Source organism: Ahrensia sp. R2A130 (genome assembly GCF_000179775.1).
GTDB lineage: Bacteria > Pseudomonadota > Alphaproteobacteria > Rhizobiales > Rhizobiaceae > Pseudahrensia.
On the sequence record NZ_AEEB01000003.1, the window covers coordinates 164,353 to 185,722 of the forward strand.

The 21,370-nt window shown below is 58.6% G+C and carries 20 protein-coding genes; 11 read left to right on the forward strand and 9 right to left on the reverse strand.

The window, feature by feature from the left end; all coding sequences use genetic code 11:
- Positions 1 to 3: 3 nt before the first annotated feature.
- The 6 genes from R2A130_RS01545 to R2A130_RS01570 form a co-directional block, all read right to left on the reverse strand.
- Positions 4 to 996: a lipid A biosynthesis lauroyl acyltransferase gene (locus R2A130_RS01545; protein ID WP_009463058.1), complete on the reverse strand. Its 993-nt coding sequence runs from the start codon at positions 994 to 996 to the stop codon at positions 4 to 6.
- Positions 997 to 1,003: 7 nt separating this feature from the next.
- Entirely contained in the window at positions 1,004 to 2,032 is a 1,029-nt protein-coding gene (locus R2A130_RS01550) for a zinc-binding dehydrogenase (RefSeq protein ID WP_009463060.1), read from the reverse strand.
- A gap of 57 nt (positions 2,033 to 2,089) precedes the next feature.
- The gene (locus tag R2A130_RS01555; protein ID WP_009463062.1) at positions 2,090 to 3,361 is read right to left on the reverse strand and encodes a beta-ketoacyl-ACP synthase; all 1,272 of its coding nucleotides are present in this window, start codon (positions 3,359 to 3,361) and stop codon (positions 2,090 to 2,092) included.
- Positions 3,358 to 4,560 (reverse strand): beta-ketoacyl-ACP synthase, encoded by a 1,203-nt coding sequence (locus R2A130_RS01560; RefSeq protein WP_040304502.1) that lies wholly within the window; start codon positions 4,558 to 4,560, stop codon positions 3,358 to 3,360. The genes R2A130_RS01555 and R2A130_RS01560 overlap by 4 nt, the downstream gene beginning before the upstream one ends.
- An 86-nt stretch (positions 4,561 to 4,646) precedes the next feature.
- Entirely contained in the window at positions 4,647 to 5,129 is a 483-nt protein-coding gene (locus R2A130_RS01565; protein ID WP_009463066.1) for a 3-hydroxyacyl-ACP dehydratase FabZ family protein, read from the reverse strand.
- Positions 5,130 to 5,147: 18 nt separating this feature from the next.
- Positions 5,148 to 5,423, reverse strand: a complete 276-nt coding sequence (locus R2A130_RS01570) for an acyl carrier protein (protein ID WP_009463068.1) — start codon at positions 5,421 to 5,423, stop codon at positions 5,148 to 5,150.
- Positions 5,424 to 5,646: 223 nt separating this feature from the next.
- Here R2A130_RS01570 and R2A130_RS01575 point away from each other — a divergent pair, with 223 nt between their 5' ends.
- The 11 genes from R2A130_RS01575 to prfB all read left to right on the forward strand — a co-directional run bounded on the left by R2A130_RS01575 (position 5,647) and on the right by prfB (position 17,127).
- Positions 5,647 to 6,579: a hydroxyacid dehydrogenase gene (locus tag R2A130_RS01575; protein ID WP_009463072.1), complete on the forward strand. Its 933-nt coding sequence runs from the start codon at positions 5,647 to 5,649 to the stop codon at positions 6,577 to 6,579.
- Positions 6,576 to 7,577 carry an Ldh family oxidoreductase gene (locus R2A130_RS01580; RefSeq protein ID WP_009463074.1) on the forward strand — a complete coding sequence of 334 codons (1,002 nt, stop codon included), beginning with the start codon at positions 6,576 to 6,578 and terminating at the stop codon, positions 7,575 to 7,577. The genes R2A130_RS01575 and R2A130_RS01580 overlap by 4 nt, the downstream gene beginning before the upstream one ends.
- Positions 7,578 to 7,579: 2 nt before the next feature.
- Complete coding sequence (locus R2A130_RS01585) at positions 7,580 to 8,791, forward strand: NAD(P)/FAD-dependent oxidoreductase (RefSeq protein ID WP_009463076.1); 1,212 nt, start codon at positions 7,580 to 7,582, stop codon at positions 8,789 to 8,791.
- A complete protein-coding gene (locus R2A130_RS01590; RefSeq protein ID WP_009463078.1) occupies positions 8,788 to 9,750 on the forward strand; it encodes an alpha/beta hydrolase in 963 nt (320 codons plus the stop codon). The genes R2A130_RS01585 and R2A130_RS01590 overlap by 4 nt, the downstream gene beginning before the upstream one ends.
- 164 nt (positions 9,751 to 9,914) lie before the next feature.
- The gene (locus R2A130_RS01595; RefSeq protein ID WP_009463080.1) at positions 9,915 to 11,294 is read left to right on the forward strand and encodes a substrate-binding protein; all 1,380 of its coding nucleotides are present in this window, start codon (positions 9,915 to 9,917) and stop codon (positions 11,292 to 11,294) included.
- Positions 11,295 to 11,411: 117 nt separating this feature from the next.
- Positions 11,412 to 12,443 (forward strand): branched-chain amino acid ABC transporter permease, encoded by a 1,032-nt coding sequence (locus R2A130_RS01600; protein WP_009463082.1) that lies wholly within the window; start codon positions 11,412 to 11,414, stop codon positions 12,441 to 12,443.
- Between the two features lie 4 nt (positions 12,444 to 12,447).
- The gene (locus tag R2A130_RS01605; RefSeq protein ID WP_009463084.1) at positions 12,448 to 13,653 is read left to right on the forward strand and encodes a branched-chain amino acid ABC transporter permease; all 1,206 of its coding nucleotides are present in this window, start codon (positions 12,448 to 12,450) and stop codon (positions 13,651 to 13,653) included.
- Positions 13,654 to 13,677: 24 nt separating this feature from the next.
- Positions 13,678 to 14,496, forward strand: a complete 819-nt coding sequence (locus tag R2A130_RS01610) for an ABC transporter ATP-binding protein (RefSeq protein ID WP_009463086.1) — start codon at positions 13,678 to 13,680, stop codon at positions 14,494 to 14,496.
- Positions 14,493 to 15,272, forward strand: coding sequence for an ABC transporter ATP-binding protein (locus R2A130_RS01615; RefSeq protein WP_009463088.1), 780 nt, complete (start codon positions 14,493 to 14,495; stop codon positions 15,270 to 15,272). Before R2A130_RS01610 ends, R2A130_RS01615 begins: the two co-directional genes overlap by 4 nt.
- Before the next feature lie 146 nt (positions 15,273 to 15,418).
- Positions 15,419 to 15,751: a hypothetical protein gene (locus tag R2A130_RS01620; RefSeq protein ID WP_009463089.1), complete on the forward strand. Its 333-nt coding sequence runs from the start codon at positions 15,419 to 15,421 to the stop codon at positions 15,749 to 15,751.
- A 251-nt stretch (positions 15,752 to 16,002) separates the two neighbouring features.
- The gene (gene prfB, locus R2A130_RS01625; protein ID WP_009463091.1) at positions 16,003 to 17,127 is read left to right on the forward strand and encodes a peptide chain release factor 2; all 1,125 of its coding nucleotides are present in this window, start codon (positions 16,003 to 16,005) and stop codon (positions 17,125 to 17,127) included.
- A 128-nt stretch (positions 17,128 to 17,255) separates the two neighbouring features.
- Here the strand turns inward: prfB and R2A130_RS01630 are convergent, their stop codons facing one another.
- From R2A130_RS01630 to R2A130_RS17335, 3 genes are all read right to left on the reverse strand, one after another.
- The gene (locus tag R2A130_RS01630) at positions 17,256 to 18,320 is read right to left on the reverse strand and encodes a hypothetical protein (RefSeq protein ID WP_009463093.1); all 1,065 of its coding nucleotides are present in this window, start codon (positions 18,318 to 18,320) and stop codon (positions 17,256 to 17,258) included.
- Between the two features lie 383 nt (positions 18,321 to 18,703).
- Complete coding sequence (locus tag R2A130_RS17330) at positions 18,704 to 19,387, reverse strand: class I SAM-dependent methyltransferase (RefSeq protein ID WP_009463094.1); 684 nt, start codon at positions 19,385 to 19,387, stop codon at positions 18,704 to 18,706.
- Between the two features lie 771 nt (positions 19,388 to 20,158).
- Positions 20,159 to 21,331, reverse strand: coding sequence for a M23 family metallopeptidase (locus R2A130_RS17335; protein WP_009463096.1), 1,173 nt, complete (start codon positions 21,329 to 21,331; stop codon positions 20,159 to 20,161).
- Between the last annotated feature and the right edge of the window lie 39 nt (positions 21,332 to 21,370).

Genomic DNA, 21,370 nt, shown 5'->3' on the forward strand with positions numbered 1-21,370 from the left:
TGGCTAGTTTTTATCTCTAAGTTGCTTGGCGCGGGCTTCGCGCCAAGCCTTTTTGGGGTCGGCTTTTATCTTCCATCGGTCGTGTAGCCACAGCCATTGTTCCGGCTCTTCGCGCACCCAACCTTCGATGATCGCATTGATCCGTTCGGTGGTTCCCAGCACATCGACGTCACCATTGGCGGTGCGTGGAATGTCGATGGCTTCGTGCAGTTCCAAGCGGAAACGGCCCTCGGGCAGACGAACACAGCGGGCAGGGTGGATGTCGCAATCATATTGCCGTGCTAGCTTCGCCGCCACCGGGTTGGCGGATGCCTCCCGCCCAAAAAACGTGATGCGCGGGCCGGTGGTGAACGCCTGATCGGCGAGAAGCCCCACGGCCTCGTTATTATCCAAAATACGCGCCAGCGACCACGCGGCACCAACCCGTGACGGCACAAGATGGCCGCTCGCTGTACTGCGAGCCTTCATCAGCTTTTCGGCGAGATAGCGGTTGTTGGGCGGGCGGAACATTGCGGTGACATTGAGATCGTAAGCTGCCGCAGCGATGGGCAGAATTTCGAAATTACCGGTATGGCCGGTGAAGATGATGACCGGCTTGCCGCTGTCGCGCAGTTTCACGAATTGTTCGATGCCGCAGACTTCGATACGACCCGCCGTGGGATTTTCGACATCGAAATCGAACAGCTGGTCGAGAAACACATATTCCGCGATACCGCGCGCAACATTGCCCCACACACCGCGCAGCAGTGTCTCGATCTCGTCGTCGGATTTTTCAGGGAAGGCGAGACGCAGATTTTTGCGAGCCAATTTGCTGCGAGGCAGAATGGGCGCTAAGCGACGACCAATACGCTCCGCCATGGCGGTGGAGCGTTCCGGCGGCAGCAGGCGCACTACCTTCAGCAATGCGCCAATAAGTTTTGCGACGATCCAGTCGCTCGTGTTCTTCAGCTTGAGCGCAGCACGTTCGACATGAGGGTTACGGATCAGGCGGGCCATGCTGGCCTTACGACATCCGCATGATGATTTTGCCGAACACCTTGCGGCTTTCCATGCGCTCAAGCGCGGTGGCCAGATCGCCGAATTCGATCTCGGTATCAATCACCGGCTTCACGTGGCCTGCCGCGATTTTATCCATCGACGTGACCATGTTTTCCATGCGGCAACCGAAGGAGCCGATAAGGCGCAGCTGGCGCTGGAACAACATCATCAGGTTGGTTTCAGCAGACACGCCCGATGTGGAACCACAAGTGACCAAACGTCCGCCGCGCTTCATCACCAACATGGAGCCCGCCCAAGTTTCCTTGCCAACATGCTCGAAAACGACATCAACACCCTTCTTTTTGGTCAGCTTGCGCGTCTTACCTTCGAAGCGGTCTTTGCGGTAATTGATGACATGGTCAGCGCCCAGCGCGAGCGCGGGTTCGATCTTGTCGTCGCTGCCGACGGTGGTGATGACGGTGCAGCCGATGGCTTTTGCCAACTGAATTGCCGCTGTGCCGATGCCTGAACCACCCGCCTGAATGAGAATGGTTTCGCCCGGTAGCAGCTTGGCGTTGTCGAACAGCATGTGTTCGCAGGTGCCGATGGTAATCGGCGCAAGTGCTGCTCCTACATCATCGCAACCCGGGGGCACGAGCACGCATTGGCGGGCCGGAATGTTGACCAATTCGCGGGCGAAGCCGCCGAGGTGAAAGCCGTGAACGCCTTCGACGTGATCGCAAAGATTGTCGCGTCCGGCGCGGCAGTCCGCGCATTTTCCGCAGGTGCGCGCGCCGAAGATCGAAACAAGATCGCCCGGCTTCAACCCGCTCACGCCTTCGCCAAGCGCCACCACTTCGGCGGAGGCTTCTGCGCCGATGGTCAGTGGCATTTCGCGTTGGGTGAACGCCATGCCGCGCCAGCCCCAAACGTCGAGATGGTTCAGCGCCACAACTCGAACGCGCAACTGCACTTCGCCAGCGGCTGGTGCATCCGGTTCTGGCAGATCGACCGCCTTGGTTTCGCGGTCGGAGACGAGTTGAAGCGCGCGCATGATGGCCTCGAAAAATAGTGAAAATTGAGCGGCAATTACTCCGCGTAAGCGGCCGGTTTACCCGTTCGGCTGGCTCAACACCAGACAGGCATTTTGCCCGCCGAAACCGAAGGAGTTCGACAACACATTTCGCACGGTCGCTTCCCTCGCCTTGTCCGGCACAACGTCCAGCGGAATGTCCGGGTCTGGATTGCCGTAGTTGATCGTCGGCGGCATCAGGCCGTTTTGCAGTGTGAGTACGGAGAACACCGCTTCGATGGCACCGGCCGCCGTTAAAGTGTGGCCGATCATCGACTTGTTGGAAGAAATCGGCGTGGTGTGGATCGCATCGCCGAACACGGCTTTCAGCGAGTTGTACTCCATGCGATCGTTTTCCGGCGTCGATGTGCCGTGGGCGTTGATGTAGTCGATCTCGTCCACCGCAACGCCTGCATCTTCCAACGCAAGACTGACAGCTGCAATGACGGGGGAGCCATCGGGCGACGAACGTGTGCGGTGGAAATGGTCGGCCTTCTCGCCGCAACCGCGCACGATTGCGAGAACTTCTGCGCCACGCGCCGTGGCGCTTTCAAGCGATTCCAGCACCAGCGCACCGGCGCCTTCCGCCATGACGAAACCATCACGGTCTTTGGAGAACGGCTTGGCAGCTTTGGTCGGGTCTTCGTTTTGTGTGGTCAGCGCGGAAAGCAGCGAAAAGCGGATGAGCGACTCGGTTGTCACCGAACCGTCAGTGCCGACGCAAAGCGCGGCATTTGTTTCGCCGCGACGGATTGCTTCTACACCCATCTGCACCGCGGTAGTACCGGAGGCGCAGGCGGTGGACAGCGAAACGGGCAGGCCGTCCGTGCCGAATTCTTCTTCCAGCGTGTCTGCAATCCAGTTGAACTGCAGCATTTCATAGAGGTCGGAATGATCGCCTTTGCGGGCGGCGGCGAGCAGGCGGCCATAGCCTTCGCCTTCATCGACCTCCTGGTCGAGCGCGAAGCGGTGCTGCCACTCCATCTCCACCGGCGGGGCTGCGAGAAAAAGCGGACCGGGAAATTTTTCACCGTCGATCGAAGCCTGATCCACGGCTTCCCGCGTTGCTGTGCGGGCGAGTGCCAGCGACAGGGCAGGTGCGCTGTGGGTGTCCAACTCCATGAAGTCGACAGTTCCGGCGACGCTGGTCTTCAGCCCGTCGGTGGAAAAGCGGTCAATGCGGTGAATACCGGATTCACCAGCCGTCAGTTTCGCCCAGTTTTCATCTTTGCCTTTGCCAAGCGAGGAGACGACGCCGACGCCGGTGATGGCAACGATGGGACGCCCTAAATGGTCGGTAAATTTGCTCATCGGGCCTGTCCTTCATCTTTCAATTTTGTGACCACGCCCAGCCCTTCGGACCTGTGATGGCCGACGCCGGTGACCAACACGGCAGTTGCCGGTTTGGCCGCTGGTCGTTCTGCGCCTTCAAACGGCGGAGGCATTTCGCCTTTGTTGACCGACAAGGCCGCCAGCGCGATGCCCAACGGGAATTGCGCTTCGACACCGTGGCCGAAGAGCGAGCCGAAGGCCCGTACCGGCAGATCGGGCACACCATCGCGCAACCATGAGGCTTCCATAGCGGTCGCGGGGGCGGCACCTGTGGCACCGCTCATCACGCCGTCGAAATCTTTGTCCGGCATCCGGTTCCACGCATCGTTCAAACGCGCGCGACCTGCACCTGCGGTGCGGCGGCCATGTTCACCGATTACTTCGTTCAGCCGCGCATATGCTTTTGCGCCACGCTTTTTGGCGTGGTCGGCGCTTTCGAGCACCAGAAATGCTCCGATTGATCCCTGCGCGAAACCGGCCTTGTGGCCTTCGCGGCTCCACACGGGCTGCAGTTCATCTTTTGTCAGATAGTGGCCGAGTTCGAACAGCAGCAGCATGTCTTCGCGTTCGCCGTTGAAGGCCCCGCCCACCAGAACGATGTCACTCTGGCCGGATTCGACACGGGCAAACGCCGTGCGGATGGCAGAAATGCCTGCGCCTTCTTCACCCATGAAGGTGCGGGATGAACCGGTGACCTTATGGACGATGGAGATGTTGCCAGCGAGCAAGTTGGAAAGTTGGGCTAGAAAAAGCGTCGGGCGCAGATCGTTCGATAGGCGTTCGTTCAACAGCGCTTCGCGGTCGTTGGCAGTGCGGCCCGCTTCCATGACGCTGGCATCGACTTCCACGTCGCGCTCGCCACCACCGGCAGCGATGATCATGTCCATGCGTCCGCACAGTTCTTCGTTGTCCTTGGCACCGGCATCATCCAGCGCGAGGCCAGCGGCATAGGTACCAATGCGTTGCCAGCCTTCCATCTGCCGCATGTCGCGGCGCGAAATCTGCTGCGACCAATCCACCTCGCCCAGCGCGTGGACGGGGTAAGGCGCAAAGCGCTCGATATTGACATTGGCGGGCTTGCCGCCAGCCATAGCATCGAGATGCGCCTGCGGGCCTTCGCCGTGGGACGATAGAAGGCCAATGCCGGTGATGAGAACGGGTTGTTTGTCTGCGGCCATGAACGGGCGACCTGAAGGCAAATGAGTGGATGGCGTTATGTAAGGTGCCAAACCGCGATGGGAAAGCCCCACCGCATCATTCCCAACTATTCCTGCGGCAGATAGCGGGCCGGAACGTCCAGTTCAGCGGCACGACTGCGGATCATCGTGGCGAATGTGTCATCGGGGAAGTCCAGCGTCTTTAACGTCAGTTGTGCGTCGCAAATCTTTTTGCCGTCGCTGGTGATGGCCGCTTTCGCCATGGCGAAGCCGGAACCGCGGTGCTCCAACTCGGCTGCGATGTCGAGCGGCGTGCCGGGGTCGACGAAGGTCCGCATTTTCGCGTTCTTCACACCGGCCAAAAACGGCATGGCGGAAAAATTGAGCGATGCCATGAGCAGAAAACCGCTGGCCTGCGCCATGGTTTCGATCAGCAACACGCCCGGCACCAGCGGCATTCCGGGAAAATGGCCCTCGAACACAGGGCTTTTTTCCGGAACCATGGAACGAGCGACCAAACGCACAGCACCTTCGTCGTCATCCTCGATAGAGGAGACGCCGTCGATCATCTGGAAATATTCAAGCAGCATGGCGGTGGCCCGAAAACCTTAGGCCTTGGCAGCGATCAACTGTTCGATCTTGGCAACGAGATTCTTCATCACGAAGTATTCCTCGGTGGTGGCTTTCCCGTCGTTCACTTCCTGCGTCCAGGCTTCCAGCGGGATCTTGATGCCGAATTCCTTGTCGATGGCGAACACGATGTCGAGAAAATCGAGCGAGTCGATGCCCAGATCGTCGATGGTGTGGGACTCCGGCTTGATCTCCTCGCGGGGGATCTCGGAAGTGTCGGAAATGATGTCGGCGACTTTGTCGAATGTGGACACGGGTTCAACGTCCTTGAGCAAACTGAAATGGTGCGGCGAACATGTCTCCGCCGATGTTGGCGGCTTCCTAAACGCTTCCCCGAAATGATGCAAACGGGCGGTGGGCTATGGAAGCGAAATGGCTGGGTCGTGTTGCGCTGATGCAAGAACCGCAAAACGTCGCTTTCGCCGCACACATCCTGCCGATAGAACGAATGGAACGTCATTATACGCCGAGATACATATGCCCGACATCGTCATCACCGAATTTATGGACGAGGCCGCGGTGGACCGCCTCAGTGCCGTTCATGACACGCATTACGATCCTGCGCTTGTGGATGCGCCGGACGAGCTGGCGAAGTTGGCAGCGGATGCAAAGGTTCTCGTGGTCCGCAACCGCACACAGGTGCGGGGCGCACTGTTGGAAGGTGCAAGCAAGCTCACCTGCGTGGGCCGCCTCGGCGTCGGCCTCGACAACATAGATGTGGCGGCGTGCAAATCACGTGACATCGAAGTGATTCCCGCCACCGGCGCAAACGATCTCTCCGTCGCTGAATACGTCATCACGTCCGCGATGGCGCTGCTACGGACGTCATATACCGGCACCGCATCGGTCGTGGCTGGCGAGTGGCCGCGACAGGCGATGGTTGGTCGCGAAATGGCGGGCAAGACCATGGGCCTTATCGGCTTCGGCGCGATTGCGCGCGAAGTAGCGGGCAGGGCGCTGATGATGGGTATGGAGGTCGTCGCCTACGACCCGCATTTGCCGAGCACCGACCCCGTCTGGCAGCACGCCCGTAATGTGTCACTCGATGGTGTGGCGGAACTGGCCGACGTCATCAGCCTGCACGTGCCGCTGACGGAAGGCACCCGCCACATGGTCGACACGAAATTCCTCACCGCGATGAAGGACGACGCGATCATCGTCAACGCGGCCCGTGGTGGCGTGGTGGATGATGCAGCGCTCGCCTACGCGCTGTCTGAAAACATGATCGGTGGTGCAGCACTCGATGTCTTCGAGGTCGAACCGCTTACCGCAGAGGCGGGCGCGAAATTCGCCGGTCTCACCAATCTCATCGCCACACCGCACATTGCAGGCGTGACGGTCGAATCAAACAGCCGCGTCAGCGAATTGATCGCCGATAAGGTTCTTCAACATCTGGAAACATCCGCATGAGCCGCAAACTATCTCCCGCTGAACTCCGTGATTTTGTCGCGGGTATTTTTATGCGCTGCAACACTAGCGAGTTGAATGCACGCTCCGTCGCTTCTGCGCTGGTAGAAGCCGAACTTGCAGGCCAGACCGGGCATGGCCTGCGCCGTGTTGAAAGCTATGCCGCACAGGCACAAAGCGGGAAGGTGGACGGCAATGCCACTCCGAAACTCACCCGTACCGCGCCCGGCACATTGAGTGTCGATGTCGCCAAGGGCTACGCTTATCCGGCTCTCGACATGGCACTTGAACAACTGCCTGCCATGGCAAAAGAGCAGGGTATTGCTGCTGCAGGCTTTCACAATTCGCACCATTGCGGCGTCGCCGGTGTGATCGTCGAGAAAATGGCGTCACAAGGTTTGGTGGCGCTGCTTTTCGCCAACACACCCGCCGCGATGGCCCCTTGGGGCGGATCGCAGGCGACATTCGGCACCAACCCCATCGCTTTCGCCGCGCCGCGTTCCAACGGTGATGCGGTGGTGGTGGACGTGTCGCTTTCAAAAGTCGCGCGCGGCAAATTGATGGCGGCAAAACAAAAGGGCGATGCTATTCCCGAAGGCTGGGCGCTGGGTCAGGATGGGCAGGCGACGACCGACGCGGCCACCGGCCTGTCCGGCACCATGGTGCCGCTGGGCGACGCTAAAGGCACGGCGCTGGCGCTGATGGTGGAAATTCTCGCCGCTTGTCTGACCGGTGCAAACACGGCTGCCAATGCGACCTCGTTCTTCGATGCAGAAGGCGAATCGCCAGGCGTCGGCCAGTTTCTTATCGTCATCGACCCCGACAAGATCGGCGGCCCCGGTGCGACGGACCGGATTGCTGCGCTCACTGCATCCATCGAATCGCAAGACGGTGCCCGTGTTCCCGGTGCACGCCGCTCCGCACTTCGCGCCGACATGGAAGCCGATGGCATCGCGGTGGATGATGATTTGTTCGCCACGCTGGACGCAATCGGGCGCTAAAATTGTCGGGCGTGGTTATCATCGGCGGTGGGCAGGCAGCAGCGTCAGCAATGGCGGAAATTCGCAAGCATGATGTGGAAATTCCCGTCACGCTTGTGATGGATGAGCCGGTGCTGCCCTATCAGCGGCCGCCGCTGTCCAAAGCCTATCTCAAAGGCGAGCTGCCGGTGGATCGCCTGCTGCTTCGTCCGCGTGAGTGGTATGACGGCAACCGCATCACTATCCGCGACAGCCTGCGGATCGAGGCGCTCGACCGCGAGTCGAAGACGCTCCACGCATACGATGGTTCAGTACTGGCTTACGACAAGCTGCTGCTCGCCACGGGCGCGCGACCACGCAGACTGCCTGCGGAAATGGGCGGCACTCTGGATGGTGTTTTCGTACTCCGCTCCAAACGCCATGCCGACCTGCTGTCAGAAGCCTTTGCAGCGGGCGAAAAGCTACTGGTGATCGGCGGCGGTTACGTCGGGCTGGAGGTGGCAGCGGTTGCCGCGAAGGCAGGAAAGCAAGTCACGGTCGTTGAGATGGCCGACCGTATTCTGCAGCGCGTGGCGTCACCTCAGACCTCGGAGTTCTACCGCGATCTACACCAGAGCCATGGCGTCGAAATTGTCGAAGCTACCGGAATTTCCGAACTGACAGGCGAGGGCGGTCGTGTGACCGGAGCCAACCTCTCCGATGGCGGTCATATAGAAGCCGATGTCGTGCTGGTGGGAATCGGTGTCGTGCCGCGTTCCGATTTGGCCGAAATGGCAGGGCTGCATATCGAAAACGGCATCGCGGTGGATGGCGATTGCCGCACGTCCGACGAGAGCATTTTCGCTGCCGGAGACTGCGCCAGCATCATCTGGAACGAAGAGCGCACCCGTATCGAATCGGTACCCAATGCAATCCAGCAAGGCGAGGCGGCGGCGCGGGCCATGATGGGGCAGGCAGCAGAGTATCAACCGAAACCGTGGTTCTGGTCCGATCAATACGACGTAAAATTGCAGATCGCCGGCCTGAACAGCGGTTACGACGACACCGTATTGCGCCCCGGAAAACGCGAAGGCGCCCAATCCATCTGGTACTATCGCGGCGAGCAGTTGTTGGCGGTCGATGCCATGAACGACGCTCCGGCCTTCATGATGGCACGACGTATTTTGGAAGCTGGTGGGAACGTGCCGAAAGCTGTTGCCGCCGATCCAGCAACCGATCTAAAAGCCTTCGCATGACGATCAGAACGTGGACCGCAGACGACTACGCCCGCATTCTCGACGATGACATCAAAACCTTCATCGCCCGCACCGAAGCGTTTTATCCAGTTGACGCAACTACCGCGTCGATCCCCGAACAACGCCAAATGTACGACGCTCTCAGCGAAGACTTTCGACCCGATGATCTGCCGCAGATAGAGACTCGCGATGAAGTGATCCCGAACGAACGCGGCGACATTCCCATCCGCCGCTATATGCCCTCCGGTTGGCAAAACGCTGGCGCGCAAATTCTATTCTTCCACGGTGGTGGCTACGTACTCGGTTCGCTCGAAAGCCATCACGACCTGTGCCTTCAGGTGGCGGATGCAACCGGAATGCTGCTCACCGCTGTCGACTACGCGCTCTCGCCGGAACGTCCGTTCCCGCAAGATTGGCACGATGCCATGGCGGCCTTCGAACATGTGACGCGTGACGATCTGCCGATCATCACCTTCGGCGACAGCGCCGGTGCGAATCTGGCGGCAGCCGTTTGCCACGAGAAACGAAACCACCCGAAAGCACCGGTGGGGCAGGTGTTGGTCTATCCCGGGCTCGGCTCGGACCTCACCCGAGGTTCGTTTGTCGAACACGCGAACGCACCCGGTCTCTCCACCGCCGACACCCGCGCCTACAAATCCATGCGGGCAGGCGGCGACATATCCCGACTGGCCAACGCCAAAGCATCGCCGCTCGAGGACGAAGACTTCTCCAACCTGTCACAGACAACAGTCTTCTCGGCCCAATGCGACCCACTTCGCGATGACGGAAAAGTCTATTGCGAGCGCATCAACGCGGCTGGCGGGCAAGCGACCTATATCGAAGAAGCGAGCCTCATCCACGGCTACCTTCGTGCCCGCCATGCCGGTGGAAAAGCCGCGCAATCCTTCGTCCACATCTGCGACGCGCTCAGGTCAATCGCGGAAAAATCCAGTGGTTAGAACCGCCTAGCGGCGTTTCAATCCACCTCGAATGGACAATTGACGCATGCGTCAATCCATACACCTTAAGGCTCATTGATAAAAACCTTGGCCTCTCTACTCTTCAAGCCAAGAACCGGGGGAGGATTCCGGATCTTGAAGCTCGTTTTCCAGGGAGGAACCACATGAGCAATTTTAAAGACTTCACGCGTCGCCGCGTGATCAAGTCAGGTGCAGCTGCTGCCGCAGCCGCTTCCGCGACCCCATACTTCTTCACCAATGCAGCTTTGGCTGATGCCCACGCCGGCTACCGCAACGCCCCACAGGGCGACACGGTTACGCTGGGCTTCAACGTGCCACAGTCCGGCCCATATGCCGACGAAGGCGCTGATGAGCTGCGCGCTTACGAACTTGCCGTCGAACACCTCAACGGTGAAGGCGATGCTGGTATGATGCCGACATTCTCGTCCAAAGCGCTGAAGGGTAACGGTATCCTTGGCAAGAAGGTCGTTTACGTTACCGGTGACACCCAGACGAAGTCTGACGCCGCCCGTGCATCCGCCCGTTCGATGATCGAAAAAGACGGCGCTGTGATGATCACTGGTGGTTCGTCCTCCGGTGTTGCCGTGGCCGTTCAGGCGCTCTGCCAGGAAGCCGGTATCATCTTCATGGCCGGTCTTACCCACTCCAACGACACAACCGGCAAGGACAAGAAGGCCAACGGTTTCCGTCACTTCTTCAACTCCTACATGTCCGGTGCAGCGCTCGCGCCAGTGTTGGCCAAGAACTACGGCAACGACCGTAAGGCTTACCACCTGACCGCAGACTACAACTGGGGCTACACCACCGAGCAGGCCGTGAAAGAATCAACGGAAGCTCTCGGCTGGGAAACTGTTGCAGCTGTGAAAACACCGCTGACACAGACCGACTTCTCCGCTTACATCGCGCCTGTTCTACAGTCCGGTGCCGACACGCTGGTGCTGAACCACTACGGCGGCAACATGGTCAACTCGCTGACCAACGCTGTGCAATTCGGCCTGCGCGACAAGCAGGTGAATGGCAAAGACTTCCAGATCGTTGTTCCGCTCTACTCGCGCCTTATGGCGAAGGGTGCCGGTGCCAACGTTAAAGGCATCTTTGGTTCAACCAACTGGCATTGGTCGCTGACGGATGAAGGTTCCAAAGCCTTCGTGAAATCCTTCGGCACCAAGTATGGCTTCCCGCCATCACAGGCAGCCCACACATGCTACGTGCAGACACTGCTCTATGCAGATGCCTGTGAGCGCGCCGGTACGTTCAATCCATGCGGCGTCGTCGAAGCACTCGAAGGCTTCGAGTTCGACGGTCTTGGTAACGGCAAAACGCTATACCGCGCCGAAGATCACCAGTGCTTCAAAGACGTGCTGGTTGTGAAGGGTAAAGAAAACCCGGATTCCGACTTCGACCTTCTTGAAGTTGTGGAAGTGACGCCGGTCGATCAGGTCACCTATGCACCAGATCACCCGCAGATGCGCGATGGCGACGGCAACGTTGTGCCCGTCGGCACCTGCAATCCGGGCGCCTGATTTCAGGCAAGCCTATCGGGAGTGGCCCTAGCGGCCGCTCCCACTCTTTCTGACATTTACGTTGCCGACACTTGGGTCGGTGTGACGTGACGGGGAGGGCCCTTAAGGGTTCCGACAATGGAAGCAATCGTTCTTCAAGTCCTCAACGGCCTTGATAAGGGTTCCGCCTATGCGCTCATCGCGCTCGGCCTGACCCTCATTTTCGGCACGCTTGGCGTGGTCAACTTCGCACACGGCGCGCTTTTCATGATCGGTGCTTTCTGCGCGGTGACATTGAGCAAGCTGCTCACCGTGTCCCACATCGTCATCGACGAAACGAAAACCGACTTCCTCGGCAATCCGGCCAAAGTGGAAGTCCCTTACCTCTATGATGTTTTCGGTCAGGCCACAGGTGATGTCATCATCGACTGGGCCGTGCCTATATCCATTTTAGTCGCCATTCCTGTGATGATGGCCATTGGCGTTGCCATGGAACGCGGCCTTATTAAGCACTTCTACAAGCGTCCCCATGCCGACCAGATCCTCGTGACATTCGGTTTGGCGATCGTGCTGCAGGAAATCATCAAATATTTTTACGGCGCCAACCCAATCCCGACGCCTGCACCTGAAGTGTTCGCAGGCTCTTTTGACTTCGGCACGTTGCTGGGTTTCGACCCTAATCTCGTGATTTATCCCTACTGGCGTCTGGTCTATTTCGCCTTTGCTGCTGTGGTGATCGGCGGCGTGTTCTCATTCCTTCAGTTCACCACATTTGGCATGGTCGTCCGTGCTGGCATGCAGGACCGTGAAACGGTCGGTCTGCTGGGCATCAATATCGACAAGCGCTTCACCATCATGTTCGGGTTGGCGGCTGCTGTCGCCGGTATTGCCGGCGTCATGTACACGCCCATCAACTCACCCAACTACCATATGGGCATGGACTTCCTCGTGTTGTCCTTCGTCGTGGTTGTTGTTGGTGGCATGGGCAGTCTTGGCGGCGCTGTGCTGGCCGGCTTCCTTCTCGGTATTCTGGAAAGTTTCGCCTCTATGGGGCAAGTGCTGGAAGTGCTGCCCGGCATCAACCAGGTTATCCTCTACGTCGTTGCTATCGTCATTTTGCTTACCCGTCCGCGCGGCCTTATGGGCCGACCCGGCGTGATGGAGGATTAGACCAATGCTCGGTCTCAACGCCCGCGATCTTCAGATTTTACTTCTGGTCGCAATTCTCACCATGTTTGCGCCGTTCTTTCTAAACCCGTTTCCTGTGGATTCGAGCCTCGCGCAGTTCAATGCCGGCTATCCCGACCTGATGCAGCGTTTTGTTATTTTCGGTATCTTCGCCATCGGGTTCAACATCTTGTTCGGCCTCACAGGTTACCTGTCTTTCGGTCACGCGGCCTTTCTCGGTGCCGGCTCTTATGCAGCAATCTGGATGATGAAACTGCTGACGATGAACATCATTCCGGCCATCACGCTGTCGATCATCGTGGCAGGCCTGTTCAGTCTCGCGGTGGGTTACATCTCGCTGCGCCGCTCCGGCATCTACTTTTCGATCCTGACACTGGCTTTCGCGCAGATGTCATATTCGCTCGCCTATTCGGTGCTGACGCCGATCACCGGTGGTGAAACGGGTCTTCAGCCAAAATCCAACGATCCCCGCATTTTGGACGGCGCTCTTGAGCCCGGCGAGCAGGCCCGCGCCAGCTTGTTCGGGATGGAAATGAGCAGCAGCTACGAACTGGTGGTCAGCGGCTGGGTCTTCACCTTCAACGTCGGCTACTATGTTGCAGCGTTTCTCATGCTGGTTAGCTTCTACGCGTCCATCCGTATTTTCCGCTCGCCTTTCGGTCTGATGCTGCGGGCGGTGAAATCGAACCAGAACCGCCTTGGTTATACCGGTGTCAGCGCTCGTCCCTACAATCTTGCTGCGTTCGTGATTTCCGGCATGTATGCCGGTTTGGCTGGTGGGCTGATGGTGGCGATGGACACGCAGGCCGGTGCTGAACGCATGTTCTGGACGGCCAGTGGCGAGGTGGTGCTAATGACCATTCTCGGCGGTGCCGGTACGCTAATCGGCCCCGTGCTGGGCGCTGGCATGATCAAATACATGGAAAACATCATTTCCAAGATCAACCAGAGTGTCCTTGAAAGCTGGTTCGCCTGGGCTCCTGATTTTCTTCAGGATTTCATCGTGGCCGTTATCTACCCGTTTGTTGGCAAAGGCTGGCATCTGACGCTCGGCCTCATGTTCATGCTCGTCGTGATCTTCCTGCCCGGCGGTCTGATGCAGGGCATTGGCAAGATAGGTGCGCTCTTTTCGCGCAAGAAACCCAACGACCGTGACAGCGTTGCAGGCAGCACGCCTGCAGCCGCTGAATAAGCCCGCACGAAAGAGATCGATACGATGAGCATTCAAGACATCACCGATGACGCTGGCGAAGATCGCGGTTTCAAACGCGGCACGCCAAATACGGTTTTCCACATCGACGATGTGCACAAAAGTTTTGCGGGTCTCCATGCCTTGTCCGATGTGGACCTGTCGGTGCATGAGGGCGAAACCCACGCCATCATCGGGCCGAACGGCGCCGGTAAATCGACGCTCCTCAACGTCTGCGTTGGGCGCCTGAAACCGGATCGCGGCGCGGTCGTTTTCGACGGTCACGTTCTAACGGGTAAGACACCCTACGAAATCAATCAGGTGGGCGTTGCCCGCGTGTTTCAGACACCGGAGGTCTTCCCCGATCTCACCGTTCTGGAAAACGTCATGGTGCCCGGCCTTTCCAAAAAACACGGCCACTTCAAGTTCAGCCCGTTTTCCAGTTTCCGTAAGGAATCCGCATTGCAGGACGAAGCCGAACACGTTTTGAAAAGCGTCGGCCTGCAGGCACAACTCACCGACAACGCATCTTCCATGTCACGCGGCGACAAGCGCCGTCTGGAACTCGCCATGGGCCTGATCCAGAAGCCGCGCCTGTTGCTGCTCGATGAGCCAACTGCAGGCATGGCCCGCCACGACACCAACGCCACCATCGACCTGCTGAAGCAGATCAAAGAAGGCGGAATGACCAAGGTCATCATCGAGCACGACATGCACGTCGTGTTCTCGCTCGCCGACCGCATTTCGGTGCTGGCCGGTGGCCGCATCATCGCGCAAGGCACGCCGGAAGAGATCAAGAACGATCCCCGCGTGAAAGAAGCTTATCTGGGAGACGAAGAGGTATGACCGCTCAACAAACAGGTGGGGCTACAGCAACCGAAAGCGCGGCTCATCCTGCTCCTAATGCCGACGCGGTCAGCGACTATTTTTCCGTCGATAAGCTGAACGCCTATTACGGCGACAGCTACATTGTTCAGGACATCTCGTTCGATGTTAACGAGGGCGAAATTCTTGCACTTCTGGGCCGCAACGGTGCTGGTAAAACCTCGACGCTCCGCGCGATCGCCCGTGCTGACGAACCTGAACTGCGCGGTGGCAAAATCTGGCTTCAGGGCCAGCCCGTTCACGACATGAAGAATTTCAGCGCCTCCAACGCAGGCATCGCGCTCGTGCCGGAAGACCGCCGCATTATTCCGGGCCTCACCGTGGAAGAAAATCTCGACCTCGCCACCATCGCAGGCGGCAAAGGTTGGGACTACGAGCGGATCTACGACCTGTTTCCGCGCCTCAAAGAGCGCCGTAAACAGGAAGGCACTACAATGTCTGGCGGCGAACAACAGATGCTGGCCATTGGCCGCGCGCTGGCAAAGGAGCTGAAACTGCTGCTGCTCGATGAACCATACGAAGGTCTCGCGCCGGTGGTTCGCCACGACATCGAAAAAGCGCTGTTGGAAGTCCGTGCAGCGGGCATCACCACCATCATCGTTGAACAGAACGCCGTTGCTGCGCTCAAAATCTCCGACCGTGCGGTGATTCTCGATACCGGAGAAATCGCGTTCAAAGGCTCCGCCAAAGAGGTGCTCGACAACGAAGAATTGCGCCACGAGTACCTCGCGATCTAATTTTTAGTGCCAATCTCGCGCCACTCTGCTGGTGGTGTGACTTTCCGCACAGTGATGCGCTGGTGACTGGCTCACTGTGGTCTCCAAGGGGAAAATTGATCCCGTATTGGAACTCAGGAGCATGCCTCCTGTATCGGAGTATCACCATGTTCAGAAAATCACTTGCCGTCGCCGCTATCGTTGCCATCTACGCCGCTGCCGCACCATCCGCACAGGTCGCCTTCGCATCCGATGGCGTTTGCGGCCACTACGCTTTTGCAGGCGCCTTCTCCACCCGTAACGCTGCCCGCAAACAAGCGCGCCGTGTCGGTGGTCAGGTCTTCGATCTCGACGCTTCCGACAGCCCCAACGCGGGCAAAGGCCTTTGGGTCGTCGGTACCGGTCCCGGCCCACGCGGCTGGGCCAGCAAACAGGCCCGAAAATTCCGCAATCGGGGCGTGCGCGGCGCCTATGTCGCCGCCCGCTGCATGTACGGCTAAAATAACCGGAAATTTCAGCTCTTTGCTGAAATTGTAAGGCGATCAAGTATCGCCCGGCGCTGGTGCGCCGCACTCGCGTAGCGAAGGCCGATGGGCCGACAGCGTTAGCGCCTAAGAAGAGTTCTCCCGAAGAGGCCGGATCTGCGTTAGCGCAGACCCGGCTTTCGGCGTTCGACAGGACGGGCGAAACTTTACACCACAGCCCGACCCTCCTATCGGTAGGCGCATCCCAGCCCCACCGAGACGACCCCATGCGCGCCGAAATGCAGACCCTTGCCGATGAGATCACGCAAGCCATCAGCCTGCTGCGCCGTCACCTTGATTGGGAAAAGGCGAACACCCGTCTGGAAGAGCTGAACGCAGCCTCCGAAGATCCTGACCTGTGGAACGATCCCGGCAAGGCGCAACTGCTTATGAAAGAGCGCCAGCAGCTGGAAACCGGCATCACCTCCATCAACGGCCTCGAAGGCGATCTGGGCGACACCAAAGACCTGATCGAACTGGCCGAAATGGAAGACGATGCCGACGTTTTGGCGGAAGCCGAAAGCGCCCTGCGCGAACTGCACGCCGACCTCGGTAAACGACAGGCGGCGACGCTGCTGTCCGGTGAGGCCGACGCCAACGACACCTATTTCGAGGTCCATTCCGGCGCGGGTGGCACGGAGAGCAACGACTGGGCCAACATGCTGTTGCGGATGTATATCCGCTGGGCAGAAACCAACGGCTACAAGGTCGAGGTGCAAGCCACCACGTCCGGCGACGAGGCGGGCATCAAGGCTGCCACGGTGCTGGTGAAGGGCGCAAACGCTTACGGCTACATGAAGACCGAAAGTGGCGTACACCGGCTGGTCCGCATCTCGCCCTACGATTCACAGGCCAAGCGCCACACGTCGTTTTCATCCGTCTGGGTCTATCCCGTCATCGACGACAATATCGAAATCATCGTGCCCGACAACGAAATACGCCTCGACACGTTCCGCTCGTCCGGCGCTGGCGGGCAGCATGTGAACACCACGGATTCCGCCGTTCGCATCACCCACATTCCCACCGGCATCGTGGTCACATCATCAGAAAAATCGCAGCACCAGAACCGCGCTAACGCCATGAAGGCGCTGAAATCGCGGCTCTACGAAGCCGAAATGCAAAAGCGTAACGAGGCAACACAGGCCGCCCACGAAGCAAAATCGGACATCGGCTGGGGCCACCAAATCCGCTCCTACGTCCTGCAACCCTACCAACTCGTCAAAGACCTCCGCACCGGCGTTGAAAGCACCAATCCATCAGCAGTGCTGGACGGCGACCTCAACGCCTTCATGGAAGCGGCGTTGGCGCATCAGGTGAGTGGCGAGGATAAGGTTGTCGAAGACGTGGAGTAGGGGCTACTCACCCACACCACTGTCATCCCCGCGAAGGTGGGGACCCACTTTGCAACCAGTGGTAGATTTGAATTTGCCTCGGCATTTTTTGCGAGCGAACGACCGCACGTCGACTTTTCTCCCGTCCCCTATTTCGCAAGCAGAAAATCGGCAAAACATGCATCCACGGGTCGCAGAGCTTCAGGGTCTTGCTTGGAATCTGACAACACGCGACGGATATCCGCCGGAAACCGCACACTTGCCCGATATTTCGATGTACTGACCAAGGCTTCGACGGGGCTGTGAGTGCGGCTCAAGGTCCTTCCAAAAGAATGCTGATGCGCCTTAAGCGCGACGGTGCAGGCAGCAGCGCTTTTTGGGCAGATGCGCTTACAAAGGCCCAACAAGGGCTTCATCCTTACATCAGATAGAGAGATTCCTTGCAGCCGATTGAAGAGGCTGGCGTTATCGACAAGGCTTTCCGGATAGCCTGGATAAACGCCTTTACTCAGATCGAACAGGATCTTGGGTGGCCGCCCCCAGAAGAGAAATTCATGTTCGGCAGGCGAGGTATAAACGTCGCCAATCTTTGCATATTCTTGGACAAGAGCGCCATTCGGACCGCCGGGCACTGGCTTGCCCAAAAGCAGCTTGCCCCGAATGTACATAGCGACCCAGGGCCTGTAGATCTCATCTATCTTGCCCTCCGCAGCAAAGCGGAACAGGCTGTCCATTTCCTGCCAGTTGATAAGGCTGTTGATCCCACGCCACTGCGGGAACTTTTCATCGTGATCCAAGAGATAGGATAGAGCCTGAACGAGGGTTTCGGGTTGCTGAACGTTCACAAGGGCCCAAGCCAGTGGGTGTCGATCTTCAGCAACCCACAACCAAGACTTTCCCCTCCGGGAACCATCGTTTTTTCGTGTGATGGCTCTGCGATCATCCCGCCCAAGGCCATCAAGCAGATCACGACTCGTATGAGATGCACGGCCGACAATCTGCCCCAGAAAAATCTGTGCCGCGAGGTGGTCCTCGTTCGCCATCTTCGCCAACTCGTTCAGCGCGGCACTGTCGTTACCGTTCAGCCAGACCTCCAAGACCTGTTGGAAATTTGGGTCATCGGCATCCGCTATGGGTAAGCGATCTTCAGATGCCCAGACATTGCTTGAAAGAACAGTGAATACGAGCAAGAAAAATAGATTTACGATTTTCATAATACATAACTCCCTCTGGTTCCCGTAACGAGTAAAATAAAATATAGAAGTGAATGTTTCATCCTAGAAATAAGCAGAAATTTTAAGCAATCTAGGGCGGAGTAAATCTGCTGTGTATTTTAAACGCGAACCAGCTAGTCTCAAATGCGAATTTGCGGGATATTTTCTCTCCCCGCACTCGCCCAGCACTCTATACTTCCTTCTCTTTCGCGCATGAGCCGACGGCCCAGACCATACTGATCGTGGTGCGCGTTTAACGAACGGCATCGGGCAGAGCTCTATGTCGCACCGGCAAAGCTGCCACAGCAGCGTCCGGACCGGACGTCGAACTTCAGCAATGGCGGATCGAACGCCTGCTGCCGGAATTTCGAATGCGCGTTAGGTCAATCCGTGATCTTGAACACATCGGCCCGCGACCAATAGGGCAGATATCCGCCTGTTTCATCTTGGCAATGCGCATCCCAAAAGGCTGCTTCGAAGGCCGGTTTATCCTCGTCCTTCAGCACTCTCCCGCTATCAACCGACACAAGATCAGCGATCATGTCTGCTGGTGTCTCCATGTTATACTTTGAGGCAATGTGCAGGGTGCTGCTGCGCTTCAGAGCGCCTGAAGTGACGGCCTTGTCCAGCGCGGCCTGCGCTTCGGCGCAGATGTCGCTTTCATCGACGATGAAACGTACCACAGGATAGAGCGGGTCACGCGGTTCTGGTTCGATCGCCAAGATGAGACCGCCCGGTCGAGTAACCCTACAGGCTTCCCCGATCGCAGCCCTCATGTCGGTCGCGTGGTGAAGGCTGAGTGAAAAGATCGAGATGTCGAAGGTTGCTGCATCGAATGGAAGCGCCTCGGTCGGAGCGGTCACGAACCTAATGTCAGGGTGCTTAGCCTGCGCTGCTTTCACCGCCTCAGGGTTAGGCTCGGCACCGACTGCCCGGGCACCGAGATTGCTCAGCCTATGCGTCAGCCTTCCTGAGCCTGCGCCAATATCCAAAACATCCAGACCGGCAATGTTGCCCAAGACATCTGTGAGCAACTTGTCGGTTTCCAAAAATGGTCGTTGGCTCATGGCGCTGTTGCTTCCTGTGCAGTCTGACCCCGTGGCGACACCTTATGACTTTGCATGGGGGCACGACCAGACACGGCGCACGTTCGGTAGATAAATCTGTCCCCGCACGACCAAGCCACCTCATACTACGCCTTCTTTCGCGCATGAGCCGACGGTCCGGACCGTCCTGATCGTTGCGTGAAAGCGATCCTTCCGTCGCGCGCGCTTAACGGTCGCAAGCGGGCGGAGCTCTATGTTGCACCGGCAGAGCTGCCACAACAGCTTCGGGACCGGACGTCGAACGTCAGTAATGGCGGGCCGAAGGCAAGGCCGATGGGAACTTTCGGGTTCTCATGTTCGGGGAGGTGACGGGAATGGTGTTGAGACACATCCGCAGCAGGATCGAGCGGGGCGAAGGCGTATGCCTTTTCGCCTGAAACTACAGGCTAACGGCAGATTCCTTTGCTCCGCTGGCTCATTTTTTACGGGGCCGCTTTCGTTCGCTAAAGGCGAATGGCGACACCTTGCTCCTCACTCGGACGTCGGAAGGCGGGTCGATATTTTCGCGCATCCGCAATCCAACATTCTCTTGTCATCCCGGCGAAGGCGGGGACCCACTTCACAACGAAACGAGAGCAAGAGAGTAAACGCCGATGCTTCCGTGCATCCGCTACCTCACATCCATCCACCGCTGCGTCTCGCGGGTGGATGGGCCCCGCTTTCGCGGGGATGACAAGGTAGTGTGGGGGAAATGGGAGCTTAAAAGATGACAGCGGAATGAACCGCAGGCCTCTAGCGCAGCAGCGGGCTGAGGTGTTTTGCCAGCCGCACGTAGTGGATCGGGTCCAGCACGCGGCCTTTGCGGCGCACTTCGTAGTGCAGGTGCGGGCCGGTGGAGCGGCCTGTGCTGCCGACTTTGCCGATGCGCTTGCCGCGTTTGATCTTCTGGCCCTTCTTCACGTGAATGCGCGAAAGGTGAGCGTAGCGGGTGGTGATGCCGCCGCCATGGTCGATTTCGACCATCTTGCCGTAGCCACCGTTGCGGCCCGCTTTCACCACGCGGCCGGAAGCCGTGGAGAGAACCGGTGTGCCGCGAGCTGCGCGAAAATCGAGGCCACCGTGAACGGCGGTGCGTTTCGTAAACGGGTCAGTGCGGCGACCGAAGCGGGAGGAGATGGAAGAGTTGGGAGTGGGCGAACCGTGGGGCAGAAAGAGAGCGGCCTTGCGGACGGTCGCAAGAGTTTCCATCTGCTCGTCCAGCGCGCGAACGGAATCGTCAAAATTGGCGGCGCCGGAAAGTTCGATCAGCGGGCCACCGACTGCTGTAGCACGGGGTAGGCGCATACCCTGTTTCTTCAGGAAAGAAGCAAGTCGCGAAACTTTCTTGCGGGTGGAGCGACGCATCTCTGTCAGCTCGGCAAGCTGGGCCTGTTCGGTTTCGTAAAGCGAGGCTTCCAGCGTGGCGAAAGCGCGGTCATCACCCGCGTCCAGCTGTTCGGCAGCAAGGCGGGTTAGGCCGGAAACCGATGCGGCACTTCCAAGCGAAGCCCGCTGGTCAGCAATTCCGGCTTCGATGGCGGAACGTTTCAGGTCCAACTGCTGCTGGCCCAACTCGCGTTGCTTTTCAACGAGCTTGGACACTTTCTCGCGGATCACCCGTTCACCGGCAATCTGGCGGCTGGTCATCACATCCACCTGCATACGCAGATGGGAAATGCGCTTTTCATACGTCTGGCGGATCTGCGCTTCACGCTCGATGCTGCCGCGAACGAGGTCGTCCTGGAAGAAGAGGTACGCACCGCTGGCGACTGTAAGCGTGGCGAGGCACGTCATAGTTGCCGTGCCAAGCCACATCAAAGCGGGACGCACGGTCCATGTGCGGGTTCGGTCGCCGCGGGCCCACACCAGAACAGCCGGGCCTTTGGCGCGGGTTGGGCGGTTGGAGCGGGCGGCGTTGCTGAGCATGGAATGTCCGTGAAAGTGGGCAGTGTGCCGTCACTATCG

Bases quoted from the DNA above. Each gene is read 5' to 3' on its own strand.
- R2A130_RS01545 (WP_009463058.1), bottom strand. From the start codon at position 996: ATGGCCCGCCTGATCCGTAACCCTCATGTCGAACGTGCTGCGCTCAAG.
- R2A130_RS01555 (WP_009463062.1), bottom strand. From the start codon at position 3,361: ATGAGCAAATTTACCGACCATTTAGGGCGTCCCATCGTTGCCATCACC.
- R2A130_RS01550 (WP_009463060.1), bottom strand. From the start codon at position 2,032: ATGCGCGCGCTTCAACTCGTCTCCGACCGCGAAACCAAGGCGGTCGAT.
- R2A130_RS01575 (WP_009463072.1), top strand. From the start codon at position 5,647: ATGCCCGACATCGTCATCACCGAATTTATGGACGAGGCCGCGGTGGAC.
- R2A130_RS01630 (WP_009463093.1), bottom strand. From the start codon at position 18,320: ATGAAAATCGTAAATCTATTTTTCTTGCTCGTATTCACTGTTCTTTCA.
- R2A130_RS01595 (WP_009463080.1), top strand. From the start codon at position 9,915: ATGAGCAATTTTAAAGACTTCACGCGTCGCCGCGTGATCAAGTCAGGT.
- R2A130_RS01610 (WP_009463086.1), top strand. From the start codon at position 13,678: ATGAGCATTCAAGACATCACCGATGACGCTGGCGAAGATCGCGGTTTC.
- prfB (WP_009463091.1), top strand. From the start codon at position 16,003: ATGCGCGCCGAAATGCAGACCCTTGCCGATGAGATCACGCAAGCCATC.
- R2A130_RS01590 (WP_009463078.1), top strand. From the start codon at position 8,788: ATGACGATCAGAACGTGGACCGCAGACGACTACGCCCGCATTCTCGAC.
- R2A130_RS01580 (WP_009463074.1), top strand. From the start codon at position 6,576: ATGAGCCGCAAACTATCTCCCGCTGAACTCCGTGATTTTGTCGCGGGT.
- R2A130_RS17335 (WP_009463096.1), bottom strand. From the start codon at position 21,331: ATGCTCAGCAACGCCGCCCGCTCCAACCGCCCAACCCGCGCCAAAGGC.
- R2A130_RS17330 (WP_009463094.1), bottom strand. From the start codon at position 19,387: ATGAGCCAACGACCATTTTTGGAAACCGACAAGTTGCTCACAGATGTC.
- R2A130_RS01560 (WP_040304502.1), bottom strand. From the start codon at position 4,560: ATGGCCGCAGACAAACAACCCGTTCTCATCACCGGCATTGGCCTTCTA.
- R2A130_RS01605 (WP_009463084.1), top strand. From the start codon at position 12,448: ATGCTCGGTCTCAACGCCCGCGATCTTCAGATTTTACTTCTGGTCGCA.
- R2A130_RS01565 (WP_009463066.1), bottom strand. From the start codon at position 5,129: ATGCTGCTTGAATATTTCCAGATGATCGACGGCGTCTCCTCTATCGAG.
- R2A130_RS01600 (WP_009463082.1), top strand. From the start codon at position 11,412: ATGGAAGCAATCGTTCTTCAAGTCCTCAACGGCCTTGATAAGGGTTCC.
- R2A130_RS01620 (WP_009463089.1), top strand. From the start codon at position 15,419: ATGTTCAGAAAATCACTTGCCGTCGCCGCTATCGTTGCCATCTACGCC.
- R2A130_RS01615 (WP_009463088.1), top strand. From the start codon at position 14,493: ATGACCGCTCAACAAACAGGTGGGGCTACAGCAACCGAAAGCGCGGCT.